The organism is Roseinatronobacter sp. S2, from assembly GCF_029581395.1.
Lineage (GTDB): Bacteria > Pseudomonadota > Alphaproteobacteria > Rhodobacterales > Rhodobacteraceae > Roseinatronobacter.
Map to the genome: position 1 here is coordinate 900,300 of NZ_CP121113.1, position 20,926 is coordinate 921,225.

The 20,926-nt window shown below is 59.9% G+C and carries 15 protein-coding genes; 8 read left to right on the plus strand and 7 right to left on the minus strand.

All coding sequences use genetic code 11. The features are described 5' to 3' along the window. Positions 1 to 19: 19 nt before the first annotated feature. The 5 genes from P8S53_RS04230 to P8S53_RS04250 all read right to left on the minus strand — a co-directional run bounded on the left by P8S53_RS04230 (position 20) and on the right by P8S53_RS04250 (position 11,923). Positions 20 to 1,330, minus strand: a complete 1,311-nt coding sequence (locus P8S53_RS04230; protein WP_277805918.1) for an HlyD family type I secretion periplasmic adaptor subunit — start codon at positions 1,328 to 1,330, stop codon at positions 20 to 22. A 5-nt stretch (positions 1,331 to 1,335) separates the two neighbouring features. Then, complete coding sequence (locus tag P8S53_RS04235; protein ID WP_277805919.1) at positions 1,336 to 3,504, minus strand: type I secretion system permease/ATPase; 2,169 nt, start codon at positions 3,502 to 3,504, stop codon at positions 1,336 to 1,338. Then, positions 3,501 to 4,853 (minus strand): TolC family protein, encoded by a 1,353-nt coding sequence (locus P8S53_RS04240; RefSeq protein WP_277805920.1) that lies wholly within the window; start codon positions 4,851 to 4,853, stop codon positions 3,501 to 3,503. Before P8S53_RS04240 ends, P8S53_RS04235 begins: the two co-directional genes overlap by 4 nt. Then, positions 4,853 to 5,764, minus strand: coding sequence for a SapC family protein (locus P8S53_RS04245; RefSeq protein ID WP_277805921.1), 912 nt, complete (start codon positions 5,762 to 5,764; stop codon positions 4,853 to 4,855). Before P8S53_RS04245 ends, P8S53_RS04240 begins: the two co-directional genes overlap by 1 nt. A 96-nt stretch (positions 5,765 to 5,860) precedes the next feature. Continuing rightward, complete coding sequence (locus tag P8S53_RS04250; RefSeq protein ID WP_277805922.1) at positions 5,861 to 11,923, minus strand: hypothetical protein; 6,063 nt, start codon at positions 11,921 to 11,923, stop codon at positions 5,861 to 5,863. Positions 11,924 to 12,477: 554 nt separating this feature from the next. Here P8S53_RS04250 and P8S53_RS04255 point away from each other — a divergent pair. The 4 genes from P8S53_RS04255 to modC all read left to right on the plus strand — a co-directional run bounded on the left by P8S53_RS04255 (position 12,478) and on the right by modC (position 15,464). Continuing rightward, positions 12,478 to 12,849, plus strand: coding sequence for a winged helix-turn-helix domain-containing protein (locus tag P8S53_RS04255; RefSeq protein ID WP_277805923.1), 372 nt, complete (start codon positions 12,478 to 12,480; stop codon positions 12,847 to 12,849). Between the two features lie 65 nt (positions 12,850 to 12,914). Further along, entirely contained in the window at positions 12,915 to 13,700 is a 786-nt protein-coding gene (gene modA / locus P8S53_RS04260; protein ID WP_277805924.1) for a molybdate ABC transporter substrate-binding protein, read from the plus strand. Between the two features lie 4 nt (positions 13,701 to 13,704). Further along, a complete protein-coding gene (gene modB / locus P8S53_RS04265; RefSeq protein WP_277805925.1) occupies positions 13,705 to 14,373 on the plus strand; it encodes a molybdate ABC transporter permease subunit in 669 nt (222 codons plus the stop codon). After that, entirely contained in the window at positions 14,373 to 15,464 is a 1,092-nt protein-coding gene (modC, locus tag P8S53_RS04270; RefSeq protein WP_277806676.1) for a molybdenum ABC transporter ATP-binding protein, read from the plus strand. The genes modB and modC overlap by 1 nt, the downstream gene beginning before the upstream one ends. 36 nt (positions 15,465 to 15,500) lie before the next feature. Here the strand turns inward: modC and P8S53_RS04275 are convergent, their stop codons facing one another. Then, entirely contained in the window at positions 15,501 to 16,556 is a 1,056-nt protein-coding gene (locus tag P8S53_RS04275; RefSeq protein ID WP_277805926.1) for an ABC transporter ATP-binding protein, read from the minus strand. A gap of 3 nt (positions 16,557 to 16,559) precedes the next feature. Beyond that, a complete protein-coding gene (locus tag P8S53_RS04280; RefSeq protein WP_277805927.1) occupies positions 16,560 to 17,369 on the minus strand; it encodes an IclR family transcriptional regulator in 810 nt (269 codons plus the stop codon). 122 nt (positions 17,370 to 17,491) lie between these two features. Between P8S53_RS04280 and P8S53_RS04285 the strand changes: the two genes are divergently transcribed. The 4 genes from P8S53_RS04285 (at position 17,492) to P8S53_RS04300 (ending at position 20,926) form a co-directional block, all read left to right on the plus strand. Next, positions 17,492 to 18,739 carry an ABC transporter substrate-binding protein gene (locus tag P8S53_RS04285; protein ID WP_277805928.1) on the plus strand — a complete coding sequence of 416 codons (1,248 nt, stop codon included), beginning with the start codon at positions 17,492 to 17,494 and terminating at the stop codon, positions 18,737 to 18,739. 75 nt (positions 18,740 to 18,814) lie between these two features. After that, the gene (locus P8S53_RS04290) at positions 18,815 to 19,726 is read left to right on the plus strand and encodes a carbohydrate ABC transporter permease (RefSeq protein ID WP_277805929.1); all 912 of its coding nucleotides are present in this window, start codon (positions 18,815 to 18,817) and stop codon (positions 19,724 to 19,726) included. After that, a complete protein-coding gene (locus P8S53_RS04295; RefSeq protein WP_277805930.1) occupies positions 19,726 to 20,076 on the plus strand; it encodes an MmcQ/YjbR family DNA-binding protein in 351 nt (116 codons plus the stop codon). The genes P8S53_RS04290 and P8S53_RS04295 overlap by 1 nt, the downstream gene beginning before the upstream one ends. Before the next feature lies 1 nt (position 20,077). Further along, entirely contained in the window at positions 20,078 to 20,926 is an 849-nt protein-coding gene (locus P8S53_RS04300) for a carbohydrate ABC transporter permease (RefSeq protein WP_277805931.1), read from the plus strand.

Sequence of the window (20,926 nt, forward strand, 5' to 3'; positions counted from 1 at the left end):
CTTCGCAAGCGGTGCGCTGTCATTCCCGCAAGGCGCGGTCCTTGACGCGGATGACGGGTTGGGTCAGGTATTCCAGCACGGTTTTCTGTCCGGCCAGAATGTCCACTTCGGCCACCATTCCGGGAATGATTTCCAGTGCTGCGCCATCAGCGTCCAGAATGTTTGTCTGGGTGCGCACATGCACGATGAACACCTGCTCATCACGGTCGGGGCGGGTTACGGCATCGGCCCCGATACGGGTGATTTCACCGTCAATCCCCCCATAGCGCGAGAAGTCATAGGCGGTAATCTTCACCTTGACCGGCTGGCCCGGATACAGAAACGCAATGTCAGACGGCCTGACATAGGCTTCGACCAGCAGTGTGTCGTCAAGCGGCACGATTTCCAGCAGCGTTTCACCGGCCTGCGCAACACCCCCTTGGGTGGTCAGCAAAATACGGTTGACGATGCCGCGCACCGGCGCGCGCAACTCGGACCGTGTGACGCGCTGGATCAATGCGGGCAATCGCGGTTCAAGTTCCGCCAGTTCCGCAGTTGCAATCGACAGTTCCGACAGCGCGGCGGCGCGCACTTCGCTGCGCACGGACCGGATGCGGTCGTCGATTTCGTCCAGACTGGAGCGCAGCCGGACCAGCGTGGCGCGTGCCCGAATTTCACGCCCGCGCCATTCAGCCTCGTTGCGGCGCAGGCCCAGAATTGTGGTTTCCGGTTCAACACGGCGTTCAACCAAGGGCGCAATGATGGCGATTTCTTCATCAATCAGGGCCAATGTGGTGCGTGCGGTTTCCTGATCGACAAGCCCTTCTTCATATTCCTGCCTGCGCTGCATGCGCTGACGTTCCAGCACTTCTATGCGGTCGGACAGTTCTTCGCGGCGCGCTGCAAATAACGCAGCTTCGGATCGCACGACCGACGGCGTGCGCTGCACAAGTTCAGGCATGAATTCCAGATCATGGCCGTCAATTTCCGCTTGCAGGCGGGCAATCCGCGCCATCAGGCCGAAGGCGCGTTGTTGTTCCTGATCCAGCTGGCTGGTCAGCAGGGTGCGGTCCAGCTCCATCAGGCTTTCACCTGCCTGAACCAGATCCCCTTCGGCCACATGCAGGGCTTGCAAGACGCCCTGTTCTGCGGCCTGAATGACCTGAACATGCTGGGTGGGCACGATGCGCCCGTCGGCGCGCGTGACATCATCCAGTTCCGTAAGCGCGGCCCATGTAACGGCCACAATGATGAACAGCAGAATCAACAGCAACAGAAGCGACCCGCGCAAGGTTTCACGCCCGCGCATTTCCTGCGCCAAAGCTTCCAGATCGCGCGCTGTATTGGCCATGGCGGTTACCCTTGCCTTGGGGCTGGGCGCGACAGAAGGCTTTTGTCGCCATCCAGCGCCACGCGCCCGTCTTCGATCACGATAACGCGGTCCACCAGATCCAGCAGGCTTGTGCGATGCGTGATGATCACAAGCGTGCGGCCTGCGGTTTCATCCTTCAGGCGGTGCAATACCTGTGCCTCGTTCTGGACATCCATGGAACTGGTGGGTTCATCCATCAGCAAAATTGGGGGGCGGCCAACCAAGGCGCGCGCCAGCGATATGGCCTGCCGTTGCCCGCCCGACAGCCCTTCGCCGCGTTCGGCCAGCGGCAGATCATAGCCCATGGGGTGCTTGGAGATGAAATCGTCAACACCTGCGGTGCGCGCTGCTGCCAACACATCTGCATCACGCGGACGGATCGCCCCGATGGCTATGTTGTCGCGCACCGTGCCTGAAAACAGCCAAAGATCCTGAAGCACTGCCCCGATATTGCGCCGTAAATCACCGGGGTCAATCTGGCGGATATCGGTGCCGTCAATCAATACCTTGCCGGATTTCGGCTGATACAGCCCCAGTATCAGGCGCGCGATCGTGCTTTTGCCGGAACCGATACGCCCCAGAATGGCAACCCTTTCACCGGGCTCAATGGAAAATGACACACCGCGCAATGTGTCAAGCTGTGCATCAGGATAGGCAAAGCTGACCTCGTCAAACACGATCTTGCCGTTCAGTTTGGGCCGCGACAGCCAGTGCCGCCCTTCGGGGCGTTCACTTTCGGCATGCATCAGCCCGTTGATGGATTTATAGGATGTGCGGGCCTGATTAAGCCGCGTCAGGGTTTGCGCAAGCTGCGCCAGGGGGGCCAATGTGCGGCCCGTCAGAATGACGGCGGCAATCATAGCCCCCATGCTGGTTTCCCCGCTTGAGATCAGGAAAACCCCGTAAAACACAATCATCACCTGCGCGCCCTGCTGGACAAAGGCGGTGGAATTCAGTGCAAACTGGGCCACTGCGCGGCTTTTCACGCCATGATCGGCCTGGCGTTCAATGGCGTCTTCCCAGCGGGCACGCATCTGGCGTTGTGCGCCCACCGATTTGATGGTTTCCAGACCAGTCACGGTTTCGACCAGCACGGCCTGCTTTGATTGCCCTTCGGAAAAGCTTTTTTCAGCCAGTCGCGCTAGGATGGGCTGAACCGCGACCCCCACGATCAACACAAGGGGGACGGCCACCATCGGCACATAGGCCAGTGGCCCTGCGATCATGTAGATCACCCAGATGAACAGCAGAATAAACGGCAGATCCACCACCGCAACAAGCGTCGCAGAGGTGAAGAATTCGCGCAGCGTTTCAAATTCACGCAAGGTGTTGGCCATGGCCCCGGTTGACCCCTGGCGCGCGCGCATCTGCATGTCCAGAAGCTGGTCGAATATACGCCGCCCCATCACCTTGTCGGCGCGCTGGCCCGCCCTGTCGATAAAGGCGGCGCGCAGCGTTTTGATCAGGAAATCGAACATCAGCGCCACGCCCACGCCGATTGTCAGCGCGATCAGTGATTCAATGGCTTCGTTCGGCAAGACACGGTCATAGACAACCATGATGAAAAGCGAGGTGGACAGGCTTAGAAAATTGGCCACCATGGCGGCCAGCAACACCTGCGCATAGGTCCAGCGGTTCTGTGACAATGTCGCCCAAAACCAATGCCCCTGCCGCGCGTCACTATGCGTGGGCGCCAGATCACGGTGTTCGGCGCGAAACAGCAGCGCATAGCCGGTAAATTCGGGGGCCAGTTTCGCCGCACTTACTTGGCCGACACCATCCCCGAAGGCAGGATCATGAATGACAAGCTGACCATTTTCTGCCCGCCCTTCGCACACGACCGCGCGATCATGGGATAACAGCAGGATGCACGGCACAATCAGATTGTCCAGCGTGTCCAGTTTCAGCGGTCCGAACCCCACCTGCAAGCCGCCACGTTCGGCCACTGCGATGGCATCGCGCACAGTCATTCCACCCTTGGTGCCAGTTTGGCCCGCTTGCACCGCTGCCAGTGTTAGCGGCCTGTCCAGTAAGGCCGATATATGCAAAAGACACGCTTCCAGCGGTGTTGCGCCTGTGTCCAATTCGGGCTGTGGTTCGGTAGATTGCCGTTCAGCATGCTGCGCAGCGGCTTCGGTAATGTCGTCATTCATCTGCGCGCGGCCTCTGGCGGGGGCAGATGAATGCCAAACACATCCAGAATGTCGCCGGTCAGCGAGAGGGCCAGATACCCTGTCAGCGCCAGTTCAAGTTCAGCCTCCAGCACCGCCTCGCTGGAGCGGATGAAATCGCGCTGCGCGTCCAGCAATTCGGTAATGCTGCGCCGGCCAATCCCGAACTGATCACGCACAGCATCGACATTCGCTTCATTCGCACTGCGGGCCTGACGTGCTGCACGCAGCCTTTGGGCACCGGCGCGCTGGTCGGACTGCACGAAATCCAGTGCGCGGGTGATCTGGCGGTTCAGGTCATCGCGCTCGGCTTCCAGCTCCATGACGCGGGCCTCGGCAGTGCGGATTGCGGCTTTGCGCCGCCCGCCGGTTGCAAGATCGTATTGCAGGGACAGGTTCGCGCCGACATCGGCGCGCCCGTTTGTCGAACGTCCCGTGACCCCAAGGCCGACATTCGGCAGACTGCCGGCGCGCGCGGCCTGAAGTTCTGCCTGTGCGGCGCGGATACTTGCATCGACACTGCGCAGACGCGGGCTGTCAGGGGCAATGGTGTCGGCGCTGCCGGGCAATTCCGGCGCGGCGGCGGGTGCGGGCAGGTTGCCGGGGGCGCGTGCGAACATCTGACGAAATTCTGCTTCTGCGCGGTCCAGTTTGCTTTGTGCGGTGATCTGGCGGGCCTCGGCATCGGCAAGCCTGCTGCGCGCGGTCAGCAAATCGGTTTCCGCGCCTGCACCTGCGCCGACGCGGTCCTGCGTTTGCCCAAGAAATTCGGTGTGCAACCGCATATTGCGCGCGGCCAGGTCCACAAGCGCGCGGTGGTGCAGCACGTCGTGCCATGCCTCGACCGCGTTTAATGTAAGTGCGGCTGCTGAAGCCATGCGGTCATTCGCGCTTTGCGCAATACGGGCGCGGGCGGCTTCGGTGCGTTGGCCTGACTGGCCACCATCAAAGACAAGCTGGCGTATTTCCAGCACCGGCGTTGACCGGGTAGAGCGCGTGTTGCCAGCGTGCCGCATGCCGGTTTCCGCCCCGACCGAGATTTGCGGCAAAAACGCGCCGCGCTCACCTTCCAGCTGGGCTTCGGCTGCGCGAATGCGCGCGAACCCTGCCGCCAGTGTCGGATAACTTTGAACAGCCGTGGCAACAGACTGGCCGAATGGCGTTTCCGCCAGTGACCGCGTGCGCTGGGCCTGCTGCGGGGCGTGATCCGGGCGCAGTTCAATGACCAGATCATCGTCGTCAGTCGGGGCGGGGGCGCAGCCCGCAAGTGCCACCCCCAACGCCATTGCTGCGGCAAAGGACAAAAGGGATGCTCGCCGTCCATACCGCATCAGGTCTGGTCCTTCCTAGCCGCTGACGCAGGTTTGAAATCTGCATGCATATCGCTGTTCTGCGCAGTGGCCAGCGCAGACAGAAAGTCAGAAATATCCGCACCTGTTGCGCCACCGCTTGCGTGGGGCAGGGCCGTGTGCGCCTGCCCGTCTGGCTGTTGTTGCAGCGCATGCTCGGCGCGGGCCAGCCAGTCGATTTGCATTCTGCTGAGAAAATGCGCCATTGCCAGCGGTATGGCCCCGGCCGCGCGAAGCTGCAAAAAGCTGGCATCATCCAGCGCGTCAAACGCTTTGCGGTCCAGTGCCAGCAAACCTGTCAGCACCGTGCCTTCGTGGCGCAACGGGGTGAACAGCCCGGCCCCGTCTGGCGTGCGGGCCTGCGACAGCGCCTGCATGGCCGTCTGAGTCGCGGCGGCGCTGGTTTCATATTGACGGAAAAAGGCAATAACTGCGTCCAGCGCCTTGCTGGGTGCGCCGTAAGGGTCAAAGAAACGCGTGTCGCGGGCGTCATCGCTTAACAGGCCGCTGCCTTCGTCAAACAACAACTCCATCCGTGCGGGCGTGTCACTGTCTGACTGCGGGGCAGGGCGGGCGGAAAACGGGTAAACCCGCAAAATCGCCGGAATATAGGGGGCCAGCCAACGCCCGTCTTCGGTGACATAGGGGCTGGTATCCGCATGCAGCCGCAGCAGGGCTACAGGGTGCGGCAAGGCACCGTCAACACCTTGTGCGAACACAAGCGGCATGCCACTGGCGGCGCTGTCAATTTCAGCCAGAACCAGCGGCACAACGCGTCGCGCGCGGGCGAATCCATACTCTGCCGGTTTTTTCCAGCGCCGCGTTGCATGGCGGTCGCGGGACAAGGCAATCAGGTCCGGTGTCTTGGCGCTGTCGGGGCAGTGGCCTTGCATGTCGCGCGGGTTCCATTCATTCGTTCAGTGCGCTGCGCGCGTTGGGTGTGCGGGCGCCGCCGGAAATGTGCCGCGCCCGCACCTGCTCAACACAGGCTAGACCGTGTTGAAGCCCAGTATTTCGTTGGCACTGATGCCGGACAGGTCGCCAAGGCCGGTGAAACTGGCCATGATCTCGGCGCTTGCATCGTTCTCATCGGCATAGGTAACCCGCGCCAAAGCCGCGTTCGTGCCGTCCGTGGCCAGCAGGTAGATGAAGTCACCCCCTGCTTCGCCGACGAGCCCTTCGGCAGCGGTTGCCAGATCACCTGCTGTCAGCCCAGTAAGGTCAAATGTCAGCACCACAAAACCGGTATCCGTGCCCAATGTGCCGCCATCGCCCAAAGCCTGAAAATCCGTGCCAGCGCCGCGCAATGTGCTGTTGTCCAGACCCGCAAAGCCGATGCGGTCGGGCAGGGCGGTGTTCAGTGACGAAAAGCCAGTGATCGTATCGAGCCCGTTTGCTGTCGGGTCGGCCTCGAATATCACCGTATTCACGCCCCCCGCCGACATATCGATTGTGTCATCGCCACCACGGCCGCGGATCAGCGTGTCGGTATTGGTCGCCGTAAGGGTGTCATCGCCGTTCGTGCCGATAAAGGTGGTTGCGACCAGACCTTGATCATTTTCCAATGACAAGGTCAGTATTTCTGCCCCTGCATTCAGGTCACGCATCGTGAAAGCAACACGCGCGTCTTCTGGGTTGGGAACTGCGATTGTTCCGAAGGTTGTATCTTCCACCCAAACGCCCGCAAACTCTATCCTGCCATTCGCCAACTCTGAAAAATCGGTATTGCTGAGAGCGAGCGTGCCGAATGTGTTGTTATACCCCGGCTGCGGCAAGGGTGACGCCTGAACAGGTGAGAGGTATTGTAGCCCGGAAATATCAAAGATCATGGTATCCCCCAACGCGTATGCTGCGTCAGTCAGCAAGGGAGAGCCAAGTTCAACGTATACCCCGAAACGTATGTCGTCCCCATCACGCGATATTTCCGTAATATAGGTGTCAGAGGCCGAATATGGCACGACATCTAGCGTTGCGGGCGTTCCTGCCGCGTTGCCTGCAAGGTCCGACACTGTCGCACTGGCGACAAAAGCGGCGCCGGGGGCAAGCGCGTTCAATGCACTGGACGGTATCGGGGTATCCAGCGCCCATGTGTTCAGCCCTCCACCCCCGTCAACCACAGTGCCGGTATAGGTCTGCCCCTCGAAGGTGACGGTTACGATCTGCCCTGCTTCGGCGTCGGTTGTGCCGCTCAGGGTCAGCGGGCCTTGGCTGCGGTCATAGACGCCTTCATCCCCGACAGCATCGAAGGCAATGACCGGCGGTGTCAGATCCGCTGTTGCTGTGACCGGGGTGGATGTTCCGGTGTTGCTTGCCGCGTCATCGGCACTCGCAACAATGCTGATTGCGCCTTCCAGCAGGAGTGCCAGATCATACGCGCCGCCGTCGCCTTCAAACACCGCGCTCCAGTCGCCATTGGCGGCTGTTACGCCCGTTGCGGTGGCGGTGAAGGCCCCGGCCGTCAGCGTCACTGTCACAGTCGTATTCTCGGGCAGGTCGGACCCGCCCGACACAGTGATGCCCGCGTCGCGTTCGTCGATATTGATGAAATCGCCAATCGCCTCGCCCCCGCTTTCGACACTGGCAATGGTAACGTTGGGCGCGATGAAATCTGTGGGCATGGTGGTGGGTGCGGTGGTGGTGCCGTTGCCGTTGGCATCCGTCACTTCGGCGGTCACGCTGATCTGGGTGGTGCCATTGGGCAGCGTGTCCAGACTGCCAGCCGCGAAATCCGCCTGCCATGTGCCGCCCGAGACTGTGCCGGTGGCGGTTGCGGTGAAACCATTGCCATCGGTCAGGATGACGGTCACGGTCTGGCCGTCGGCATTTGATGTGCCGTTGATTTCCAGCCCTGCCGCGCGTTCGTCAATGTTGATCACGCCGTTCAGATCGGTGCCACCGGTGCCTTCAATATCGCCTATCGCCAGTTCCGGCGGGGTAAGGGCAAGGGTCAGGTCTGTTGTCACATTCCCTGAAGGGTTGCCGATATCGTTGGTGCCGCTTGCCGTGAAGGTAATATCGCCCGCACCTGCCGAAATCAGGTTGTCTGAGCCGTCAAAGGCGGGCGCCGCGCCGGTTGCGGCCTCGATCAGGGCGAAGACATCTTCGCGTGCAATGTTATGGGTGAATGCATTGCCGGTCACAGTAACGATGATATCGCTGATGCCAGCCGCGCTGATGGTGATCTGGTCATTATCCGCAAAACCGGTCGTGGTGCCGCTGATCGTCAATTCCGCCACGTTGCTTTCGGCAATGTTCAGGATATCGTCGCCCGCGAGTGTGGCGAAGGTGATGGTCGGGGGCGTCAGATTCACCGTGGCTGTTGCAGGGGCAGATGTGCCGGTGTTGTTTGCCGCATCGGTGACGCTGGCGGTGAATTCCGGCGTTGTGCCATTTCCGAGGGCCAAACCGTCGGGCATGGTGGCGGTCCAGCTTCCGTCAGGTTGGACTGTGCCTGTCCCTGTGCCACCGGCCACACCTGTGATCGTGACTGTAACTGTGCGCCCCGCCTCGGACACATCCGTTGTGCCGCTGACGGTGAAACCCTGATCCTGCTCGGGGATGTTTATGATATCGTCGCCTGCGATCTGGGTGATCTGCACATTTGGCGCGATGGTGTCCTTGGTGAATGTCAGTTCAGCAGCGTCATCGGCGGGGTTGCCTGCTACGTCACTGACCATGGCCGAAATGGTGACCGCGCCTTCGGCAAGCGAGGCGATCTGCGCGACTGTCAGATCAACGCTCCAGCCGCCAGGTGCTGCGCCATCTGCGGTGTCGGTCAGGGTGATGGTGGTCGTCCCGTCGGTCACAGTCACAGTGACCAGTTGCCCTTGGGCCCCCGGTGCGGTGCCGTTTATGGTCTGTGTGGTGCCAGCCTCGGTATTGTTCAGGAAGGTGTCGCCTGCGCCCGCGTCAAGAAAGCCCGGCTCGGTGATGGTGATGTCAGGCGCGACCGTGTCCACGATGAAGGTCGCGGTGGCAGGGGCAAGCGGTGGGTTACCTGCGGCGCTGTTCACTGTCGCGCTGAGTGTGGCAGTGCCTTCGGCCAGAAGTTCCAGTATGTCTGTAGGGATGGGGATGGACCATGCGCCAGTCGTCGCGTCCGTATCGCCGGTAAATGTATGAACGACACTATTGTCGTCTGTCACCGTCAACGTTACCGTCTGGTCATTCGCGCCGGTGGAGGTGCCGGAAATTGTCTGCTGGCTGTCGGTATCCAGCGCGTTCAGGAAGCTGCCGAAGGGTAATGCGCCTATATCAATGGTCGGGTTGTTGAAATCTGTGGAATAATCGCGCGTTGTCGTTGCGTTAACCCCCTCGAAATCGTCAACACTGGCAGATACCGTGAAGGTGCGATTGTTTACTCCTGTGGCGAAGGAACCGTTCGGAATGGTCGTAGACCATACCCCTGTTACTGGATCGGCGGTGACAGTCTGGCTGAAAATCGGAATGCCGGGTGGGTCTTCGATAGTTACGGTTACGGGTTGTCCCTCTGCGCCAGAAGCCGTGCCGCTGATCTCCACCCCGCCCGCATCATCACGTTCGGCGATATTGATGATGTCATCACCTGCGATAGCGTTGATCGAAATGCTGGGGCCTGTCAGGTCCACGTTCAGGGTGGGGCCAGTCGCCACACCGGACGGGTTGCCCGCCTGATCGGACACCTGCGCGGTGATGCCTGTAATCGTGTCGCCTGTATCAACCCCTGTGAAGGCCCCCGCTGGAATGTTGGCCGTCCAGTTGCCACCTGCCACCGGATTGCTAGGGTAATCAACGCCATTAAAGGTGACGGTGACAATCTGTCCGTCCTCGGCATTGGTGGTGCCGGTCACGTCCAGCCCGTTTGCCTCGTTCAGTTTGCTGAACTGGTTGTTTCCGGCCAGCGGGTCGTTGATTGCGATGGTGGGCGCGATCAGATCGACCGTGCCGCCGAAACCGGCAGAGGTGCCCATGTTGCCAATGGCGTTTTCGACGGCTGCGGTGGCGGTGATTGCGCCATCGGTGAAGCCCGCAAGCTGCGCAGGCGTGAAGGAGGCGGTGAATGTGCCGCCTGCCTGCACCTGCACGGTCGTCGTCGCTGTGGTGCCGCCCTGGGTCAGCGTGACGTCTACTTCGCGTCCGACCTCGGCATCGGTTGTGCCGGTGACGGTGATTCCGTCCTCGGCGCGTTCGTTGATATTGATAAACCCGTCCCCGCCGATCTGGGTGACCGCGATGGTGGGTTCGGTCAGGTTCACTGTGGCTGTTGCAGGGGCAGATGTGCCGGTGTTGTTTGCCGCATCGGTGACGCTGGCGGTGAATTCCGGCGTTGTGCCATTTCCGAGCGCCAAACCGTCGGGCATATTGGCGGTCCAGCTTCCGTCAGGTTGGACTGTGCCTGTCCCTGTGCCACCGGCCACACCTGTGATCGTGACTGTAACTGTGCGCCCCGCCTCGGACACATCCGTTGTGCCGCTGACGGTGAAACCCTGATCCTGCTCGGGGATATTGATGATATCGTCGCCTGCGATCTGGGTGATCGCGACATTTGGCGCGATGGTGTCGACTGTGAAATCAACTGTGGCCGGGCTGGCAGGCGGGTTGTTGAAGTTGTCGGTCACAGTGGCCGATAGGGTTGCCGTGCCTTCGGCGAGCGCCTGAAGCGTGCCGGTTGGCAGGTCGATGGACCACAGGCCGGTGACTGCGTCCGTGGTTTCGGTGAAGGTTGTGACAGCCCCCGCAGCATCGGTCACGGTCAGGGTGACGGTCCGGCCATTCGCGCCATCGGTTGTGCCGTCGACCGTCTGGGCGGTGCCAGTGTCGTCAAGGTTCAGGAAATCACCGAAGGGCAGGGCGATAATGCCGATTGTGGGGGGCGTCAGGTCGACATCGACACTTGCGCTGCCCGTGTCCGAGTTGCGCGCAAGGTCGAATACCGTGACCTCGACAGTGATATTTCCATCGGGCAGGTCTTGCAGCGCGCTGGCGGGCACAGTGACCGACCATGTGTCTGCCGTGACAGTTCCGCTGTGGGGGACACCGTCGAGGGTGACAATCACTTCCGCGCCATCTTCCGCGCCGGAACTTGTGCCGGTGATGACCAGATCATTTTGTGAATCAGCGATGTTGATCTGACCATCATCCGCGATCGGGGTGTCGATGCTGACAAGGGTTGGCGCATCGGTATCCACCGTGATGGTCACGGTTTGTGTCCCGCGCGGGTTGCCTGTCGGGTTGCCGGTGCCGTCGTCATTAAAGGCCTGAATGACGATCTGGTAGTCGCCATCCGGCAGGTCCAGTCCGGTGTTGCCAAACGCAGGAAGGGTGATTGTGTAATTGCCGTCGATATCTGCGGCGCCTTGAAACACATAGGGTTCGCCCAAACCATCCAGCAGCGGATCGCCATTCGCATCATTCAAGGTGATCCGCACGATGGAATCGGCGGGCGCAATGCCGGTAAACGCCTGGGCAGACAAAACCATGCCCGCATTCACGGCCAATGGACTGTCGGGATTGCTGTCAAAACTTGCGCCGCGCACAGGCGGGGGCGGGCTGCTGCCTGACGACGACGACCCTGCATCTGACCCGCCACCACCACCTGTTGCGGCCGCTGCGGCGGCGGCCGCGCCGCCGGCAAGGGCTGCAAGTGTCCCCGTCCCAACTGCCGCTGCGCCGATGCCCGCCAAGGATGCCACCAGTTCCGCAGCAGCGGCAGAAATCGCAACCGCGCCATTGGCCATGACCGTCACTTCGGCGGCGGCGATGGTGACGACCTGCCCGTTGGACAGGGCGATCTGCAAGCTGCCGTCAGGGTTGAAGGCCAGATTTGACACACCGTCAATTGTGCTGACCAGAACCGGCCCTTGCTGCGCCTGCGCGCTGGTGGCCGCCAGCAGCGGCAGGAAGATCAACCCGCCTGCTGAAAGCAGGCTGATGCTGCGCCCACGGTTTTCCAGCCAGTCGCGCAGGAATGCCCGCCGCCTTTCATTCAACGCCCCCTGTTGCAGGACCTTCATGTCGGAACTGTCAACGGCAACGACCTGTATATCTGCGTCAGCGGCGGTGAAGCGTTTCATTATGCACTCCAGAAAATGGGACTTTGTGGAAATTTTGTTGTGTCGTGATCTGGTAGCGAACTACCAATGCTCAATCATTCTGGGCTTCGTACCCGGAAATTTTGAAAACTGATTTTTCAGAAATAAAGCTGCATCGGTCCCCCGCGCCTGGGTCATGTATCAAAGCAGAAAGTATAAAATCAGATTACAGTGAGTTACTTTGCAATTATATGAATATCGTGTGCGACTCAACCCTCACGGTGCGTGCAGGGCGGGCAGGAGTGTCTTTTTTGTTGCCCCGCCGTGCGTTTGTGCCGCCCTGCGGGTTTGGGACACTTCAGGCATGGCCAGATTTTAGCCGCACGCCGTTGCACGCCGCGTCGTTTTGGTGCGCGCGTGCTTGGCGAAGGGGCGTCATTGGGCCGGAACCTGCGCCATCTTGACGGTGTGTTCATGATCAGGGCGCAGTTTTGAAACCCCGTTGGGTGCGTAAACTGTTGGTTTGGACGGGTGCAGGGCGCCAGATGGCGGGATACCACTTGCGCTTTTGGCCCAAGCGCCGGAAAACTACCTATATGGAAAACGATACGGATTACCCGCGCCTGCGCATTAGAATTGTCCTTGGGCCGGCAGAGATGATTGGTCCGGGCAAGGCTGAATTGCTACAGCGGATTGGGCAGACCGGGTCCATCGCGGCAGCAGGGCGCGAGATGGGGATGAGTTACAAGCGCGCATGGGAATTGGTGGGCACATTGAACGCTATGTTTCGCGACCCGCTTGTGGACAGCACCCGCGGCGGGCCGGGGGGTGGCGGGGCAGTGCTGACGGATGCGGGACATACGGTTCTGGGCCTTTACCGTGCGTTCGAGCAAGACGTCGCCACCGCCGGAGCCGCGCGGCTGGACGCGTTGCAGGTGCTTCGCAGGGATATTCCCCACGAAAAATAACGATTGACAGGCCGGACCCCATCCTGTCGATATGTTTCAGCAAACATATCATCAGGGACGTGGCCATGGTTTTCAACCGCAGACCGATTCTTGCGGCATTTGCGGCGGTCATGCTTGGGTCAGCAGCAGTGCAGGCACAGCAAGACGCACCGGTTGTGGCGGCCGCGTCGGATCTGCAATTTGCGGTTGCCGAAATAGCAGCGGCATTCACCGCCCAAACAGCCATGTCGGTGCGGCTGTCGATGGGATCGACCGGCAATTTCGCCCGCCAGATCCGCGAGGGTGCCCCTTTCGAGATATTCATGGCCGCAGATGAACAATTCATCTTTGATCTGCATGCAGACGGGTTCACCCCTGATCAGGGCGATCTTTACGCGCTGGGCAGGCTTGTCATCATGGTGCCCAACGGGTCCAGCCTGACGCCGGATGAAAACCTTGATCATCTGGCTGAAATGCTGTCCGCAGGACAGATCACGCGCTTTTCCATCGCCAATCCTGATCATGCGCCCTACGGGATGCGTGCGCGCGAAGCACTGCGCACAAAGGGCATCTGGGATGAACTGCAACCTGTGATGGTTCTGGGGGAAAATGTCAGTCAGGCCGCGCAATTTGCGCTTTCGGGCAATGCCGAAGGGGGCATTCTTGCGTATTCACTGGCTTTGGCCCCGCAGGTTGGCCCGCGCGGCAGCTATGCGCTTGTCCCTGATAGCTGGCATGAACCACTGCGCCAGCGCATGGTGCTGTTGAACAGTGCCGGACCAGTCGCCAAGGCGTTCTATGCCTATATGATGGAACCGGACGCGCGCGACATCATGGAACGCTACGGTTTTATGTTGCCACAGGACGAATGATTCCATGGACTGGACGGCGCTGTTTTTGTCGCTGCGACTGGCTGGCTGGACCGTGGTGATCCTGCTGCCGGTGTCCATCTTCATGGGCCGGTTTCTTGCATATCATCGTTTTCGCGGCAAGGGGCTGGTTGAAGCGCTGGTCATTCTGCCGCTGGTTCTGCCGCCCACAGTGCTTGGGTTTTATCTGCTGGTGGCGTTCGGGCGGGCATCACCCATCGGGCAGTTCTGGCAGGACACGTTTGGCCAGCAGCTTGTGTTCAGCTTTCAGGGGCTGGTTGTGGCGTCCGTGATCTTCAACCTGCCATTTGCCATCCAGCCCGCACAGCGCGGGTTCGAGGCGATTGCACCAGAAGTGCGCGAAGCGGCGGCCTGTTGTGGCCTGTCGCCCCTGCGCAGCTTGTGGAAAGTGGAACTGCCGCTGGCATGGCCGGGGCTTATGACGGCAATGGTGCTGACATTTGCCCATACGCTTGGCGAATTCGGCATCGTGTTGATGGTGGGCGGGTCCATCCCCGGTGAAACCAAGACCATCGCAATTGCCATATATGACCGTGTGCAGGGCTTTGATGATCGTGGCGCTGCGATGATGTCGGCGGTTTTGGTGGCAATCTCGCTTTTCGCGATTGCGATTACCTACTGGCTGTCCGCGCGCGTCGGACGAAGGCTGTCGTGATGGTGCTGGAAGTGATGGCCAAGGCGACAGCGCCGATTCCACTGGATGTGGCGTTTCAGGTGGCACCGGGGGAATTGCTGGCGCTTGTCGGTCCTTCAGGGTCGGGCAAGACAACCCTTCTGCGCAGCATCGCGGGGCTGTGGCAGCCGGAAATCGCGCGCGTGTCGGTGGACGGGACCGCGTGGCTGGACACGGCTGCGCGGATCAATTTGCCCCCGCATCGTCGCCGTGTCGGCATAGTCTTTCAGAATTATGCCCTGTTTCCGCATATGACGGCTGCGCAAAACGTCATGGCCGCAATGGACACGCATGACAGGCATGAGGCCGCGCGCATTCTTGATCTGGTGAACCTTCACGGATTTGCGGACCGCAAGCCCGCGCAACTGTCCGGCGGGCAACAACAGCGTGTCGCCGTCGCGCGCGCACTGGCGCGCAGGCCACAAGCCCTGCTGCTGGATGAACCGTTTTCGGCGGTGGACCGTGCGACCCGCGAAAAACTATATGCCGAGATTATCGCGCTGCGGGCGCATCTGGCCATGCCGGTGGTGCTGGTCACCCATGACATGAACGAGGCGCAGATGCTGGCGGACAGAATGGTGGTGCTGTCGCAAGGCCATCTTGTGCATGACGGCACCACCGCCGAGGTGATGGGCAACCCTGATGCCCTGCATGCAATGGGCATCCGCGAAGCGGGGGCCATGCTGCCCGCGCGGGTGGCCGAACATCTGCCCGACGGGCTTAGCAGGCTGGAAACAGCTTCGGGGTCGCTGTTTCTGCCTATGGTCGACGGGGAGCCCGGTGCGCGGGTTCGTGTGCGCATCATGGCGCATGATGTTATCCTGTCGCGCGACGCGCCGGTGGGCTTGTCTGCGCAAAACATCCTTGCCGCGCGCATCACGCAGATTGTCGCAGGCACAGGGCCGGGTGTTATGGTTCATCTTGCCGTGGGCGATGATGAAATACTGGCCCGCATTACTCGCCGCGCGGCAGACCAGATGGGGCTGCAAACGGGCCAGCCTGTGCATGCCATTTTGAAATCCATGTCCGTGGCGCGTGACCATGTGGGACACGCCCGTATGCCCGCACCCTGAGATGCGGAACCGCAGTATGACGCCACCTTTAACGGTTCAGCGCAGCCGGTGGCCTGATTGCCGGTCGAACAGATAGACACCTTCGGGATCAGTCTGCAACGCGATTGCCGCACCTGTAGGAAATGTGACATCGCCGCGTGTTTCGACAACCAGCTTTTGCTGGCCTGTGGTGGCCGCATGAATGAAGGAAACGCCGCCCAGTGCCTCTGTCATCTCGACAATGTGGCTGTTGCCTTCAATCACCTTGATCATCTGGGGCCGCACACCTGCGACAAGATCATTTCCGGCATGTGCGGGCACAGGTAGCGCAATAACGCCCGCGCCAAGCGCAGGAACCGATAGGCCCCCTTCCACACGATGCGCGGGCATCAGGTTCATTGCGGGTGATCCGATGAAGCCCGCCACGAACAGGTTATCGGGGTCGCGATACAGATCCAGCGGCGCGCCAACCTGTTCGATCCGCCCGCCGCGCAGCACCACGATCTTGTCGGCCAGTGTCATGGCCTCGACCTGATCATGGGTGACATAGATCATGGTTGCGCCGATTTCGCGGTGCAGTCTGGCAAGCTCCACGCGCATTTCAACGCGCAATTCGGCATCCAGATTTGACAGCGGTTCGTCGAACAAGAACACCTCTGGCCCGCGCACAATGGCACGACCGATTGCCACGCGCTGCCGCTGTCCGCCGGACAAGGCCTTGGGCTTGCGGTGCAGGTAATCCCCCAGTTTCAGAATATCGGCGGCGCGGTCCACTTTCTGGCGGATTTCGTCCTTCGGGTGGCCATTCATCTTCAGCCCGAAGCCCATGTTTTCAGCCACGCTCATATGCGGGTAAAGTGCATAGGTCTGAAACACCATCGCCACGCCGCGTTGTGCGGGGTCCAGTTTTGTGACATCGCGCGATCCGATGCGAATAGCACCGGCGCTTGTTTCTTCAAGCCCCGCGATCATGCGCAGCAATGTGGATTTGCCGCACCCGGACGGGCCGACAAAGACGCAGAACTCGCCGGGTTCAACCGACAGGTCCACCCCGTGGATGACTTGTGTTTCGCCGTATTTCTTTATGATATTGGTCAAATTGACGCCGGACATCGTTCAGGCCCTTTTGCGTGTGGAATGTGCATCTTCTTCGGGGAAGCGCCAGGTTTCGGTTTCTTGCGCAATTGTGCGCGCGATATCGCGGATCAGGGGCGCGTAGGCGCAAAGCGCATCAAGATCGGTGTGCGAAGTGGTCGATGTAACCGACAACGCCCCCAATACCGCCCCGCCAGATGTCATGACAGGAAGCGCCACACAGATAATGCCGGGTTCATGTTCTTCATCGTCCAGCGCAAATCCGCGCGCACGGATGGCCGCAAGTTCCTTTTGCAGTGCATCGGGGGATGTAAGGGTTTTGGGCGTGAACCTGTGCCAGCTTTGTTGCGCCAGAATCGCGGGCAACTGTCCTTCGGGCAGAAAGGCCAGCATCGCCTTGCCGACACCTGTGCAATAGGCCGGACCAACCTTGCCCGCCTGCGAATACATTTGGATGGGCATGCGGGCGTTGCGTTTGTCAACATACAGCACCTGCGCATGATCCAGTTGTGCCAGATGCACGGTTTCACCAACCTGTGCCGAAAGCCGGTCCAGATGCGGGCGCGCTATGGGCGCAAGCGAACTTTGTGCCCACGCCACATGCGCCAGCCGCACAAGCCTTATTCCCATGGTGTAGCATGAACGGTCGGGATCAAACGCCAGCATGCCCTGACTGACCAGTGTTTGCAAAAGCCTGTAGAGCGTGGCTTTCGGGAAGGGGCTTTGTTCCAGCACATCCGAAAACCGCACAGGCCGCCCGAAGGATGCGACAAGGTCAAGCACGTCAAGCGCCTTGGCGACTGTGCCATCTGATGCAGGACTTGCAACCATCAGCCTTCCCCCAAGAAAGCACCCCAAAAAACTAATTCTTGACAAAGCGTAACGAGTCGCGCCATCTTTTTCAATATGTAAAAATAGGTTTCAAATAATGAAACCAAGCTAGGGAGGAGAAGATGAAGTTTACAATCAAGGGGGCGGTGGCGGCGTTGGCCACGACAACGGCACTGGCATTTCCGGCCAGCGCCGAGTTGACGGGCACGCTGCGCATTTTCTTCAATGACCAGAACCCCGCCCCGAAAGAGGCGATGGAAGGCATGGTCGCGCGTTTTGGCGAAATGCACCCTGACCTGAACATCGAACTGACATTAATTGACCGCGAGGCCAACAAAACCCAGATCCGCAACTACCTGACCGCCAATGCCCCCGATGTGAACGGCTGGTATGCTGGCAACCGCATGCGCCCTTATGTGGCGGCCGGGCTGTTCGAGGATGTGTCGGATCTGTGGGACGGGCCGATGGGTGACGATCTTGCATCCACGCGGCCCGCATTGACACTGGATGGCAAGCAATGGGGCGTGCCCTATAGCTACTATCAGTGGGGCATCTATTTCCGGCAGGATATTTATGACGAACTGGGTCTGACACCGGCCACCACATGGGATGAAGAAAAGGCCAACTGTCAGGCCATTCTGGATTCCGGCCGCAAGTGCTACACCATCGGCACGCGCTTTTTGTGGACGGCGGGCGGATGGTTCGATTACCTGAACCTGCGCACACATGGCTATGATTTCCATATGGCGCTGACGGCAGGGGAGGTTGAGTGGACAGACGACCGCGTGCGCGAAACCTTCGCCAACTGGCGCGAGTTGATCGACATGGGCGCGTTTATTGACGACCACACGGCCTATACATGGCAGGAGGCACAGCCCTTCATGGTGAACGGCGATGCAGTGTCCTACCTGATGGGCAATTTCGTCGTCGCCCCGCTGCGCGAGGCCGGTTTGACCGATGACCAGCTTGGTTTCTACCAGTTCCCCGAAATCACGCCGGGCATTCCGATGGCAGAAGATGCGCCCACGGACACGCTGCACATTCCTGCGCAAGCGCAAAACAAGGAAGCTGCGCGCGCATTCTTGCAATATGTGGCGAGTGCGGAAAACCAGACCATTGTGAATGAAACACTTGGCCAGTTGCCAATCAACCGCAATGCGACCGTCGCCGATGACAAGTTCATTCAGGCAGGGTTCGAGATGCTGTCGAATGCGACTGGCGGCATCGCGCAATTCTTCGACCGCGACACGGATGCGGAACTTGCCTCGGCGGGCATGGAGGGGTTTCAGGAATTCATGGTGATGCCTGACAATCTGGATGCCATTCTGGACCGGCTGGAACGTGTGCGCCAGCGCGTGAACGAAGACTAGGACAGGGCTTCTTCAGCCCAAGGGGTGGCGTTCGCGCCGCCCCGCATTCCCAGACCAAGACAGGCGAACTGCCCCATGCCCGCAAACAGCGACCCGCAAACCCGCAGCTGGTGGAGTGCCAACCAGATCAGGCTTGCACCCTGGCTTTTTCTGGCGCCCGGCATGGCGTTTTTTGCGCTTTACGTCATCTTTCCTATTTTCCAGAGTTTCCAGATCAGTTTTTACCGCTGGGATGGTCTGGGCGAGGCGCGCTATATCGGGCTGCACAATTATGAAGACCTGTTTGATGATCCGGCCTTCTACACGTCGCTGCGCAACAACGTGAAATGGCTGCTTCTGTATTTGCTGGCCATTCCGGGGGGGTTGTTCATTGCGCTGTTTCTGAATCAGCAGGTGCGCGGCATACGGCTTTACAAATCGCTGTTTTTCTTTCCGTTTGTCATTTCGCAAGTTGTCGTGGGGCTGGTTTTCGCGTGGTTTTACAACCCGTCAATCGGGTTGTTCAATCCCTTGATCGGGCTGTTCGGGTTCTCGCCTATGAACATTCTGGGCAATCCCGATACGGTGACGTATGGAATCATCGCCGCAGGGCTTTGGCCGCAGATTGCCTATTGCATGATCCTGTATCTGACGGGCCTGAACGCCGTTGACCCCGAACAGGTAGAAGCCGCGCGTCTGGATGGCGCGAAGGGCTGGAAAATGCTGTGGTATGTAATTCTGCCACAGCTGCGCCCCGCGACATTTATCGCGGTGGTGGTCACGGTTATCGGGGCCTTGCGCAGTTTCGACATGATCTCGGTCATGACCAATGGCGGACCGTTCGGGTCCAGCCGCGTTCTGGCCTATTACATGTTCGAGGTGTCGCTGTCGGAATATGGGTTCCGCATGGGCTACGGGGCCGCGATTGCAGTGATCCTGTTCCTGATCATGCTGGTTTATATCGCATTTTTCCTGTGGCGCATGTGGCGCGAAGAAAGGGGCTATTGATGGCATGGCGTGACGACATCAATGCCATATGTGCAGCCCTGCCGGGTGCTGAAAAATCCGACCCGTGGGGTGGCGGGCATGACTGCTGGAAGATTGGTGGCAAGATGTTCGCCCTGCACGGGATGGAACCGGGCATCTGTGTGAAATGCCGCGATATCGAAACAGCCGAGATGTTGCGCGACACCATCAATGCCGCGCGCGCGCCCTATTTCCATCGCTCGTGGATCAGACTGCCGGAAAACACCGATCTGAACGAGGCCCGCCACCGCATACAGGTTTCATACGGGCTGATCCGGTCCGGCCTGACCAAAAAGCTGCAAGCCAGCCTGCCGCAATGGGAGGGGCGCTGAAATGTTTCCAACGCCTGTCGAGCGCCGCTCTGCTGCGGTCCAGAATACCTACAAGGCGCTATTGCCCTTCGCGTTGATCCTGTGGCTGCTGCCGCTGCTGATGGTCGCGTTGTTTTCCATCAAGCCTGACAGTGATTTCACCCAAGGCAACTTGTGGGGGCTGCCGTCCAGTTTCGCAGGGTTTGAAAATTACACCCGCGTCTTTACCGACAGCGCCATGCCGCGCTATTTGCTGAATTCGGTCTTTATCACCGTGCCCACGGTCATCGGTGCGGTGGCGCTGTCTTGCATGACGGGATTCGCGCTGGGGGTCTACCGGTTCCGTGGCAATATCTGGCTGTTTTTTATGTTTGTCGCGGGCAATTTCGTGCCTTTTCAGATTCTGATGGTGCCAGTGCGCGATCTGACGCTGAATATGGGGCTTTATGACACGCGGCTTGGGTTGGTGCTGTTTCATATCGCGTTCCAGACTGGGTTCTGCACGCTGTTCATGCGCAATTTCATCCGCGCCCTGCCGCGCGAACTGATCGAGGCTGCGCGGGTTGAGGGTGTGTCGGAAATCCGCATCTTCTGGTATGTGGTTCTGCCGCTGATGCGCCCGGCCATTGCCGCGCTTTCGGTGCTGATCTTTACCTTCATCTGGAATGATTATTTCTGGGCCGTGGTGCTGACCCAAGGGGTGGAAACCCAGCCTGTGACCGCAGGGATCACTGCGTTCAACAGCCAGTTCCGCGCCGCCTATCATATGATGAGTGCGGGCAGCATCATCGCGGCCCTGCCGCCGGTGATGATGTTTTTCCTGATGCAGAAGCACTTTATCGCGGGTCTGACATTGGGCGCGGTGAAGTGA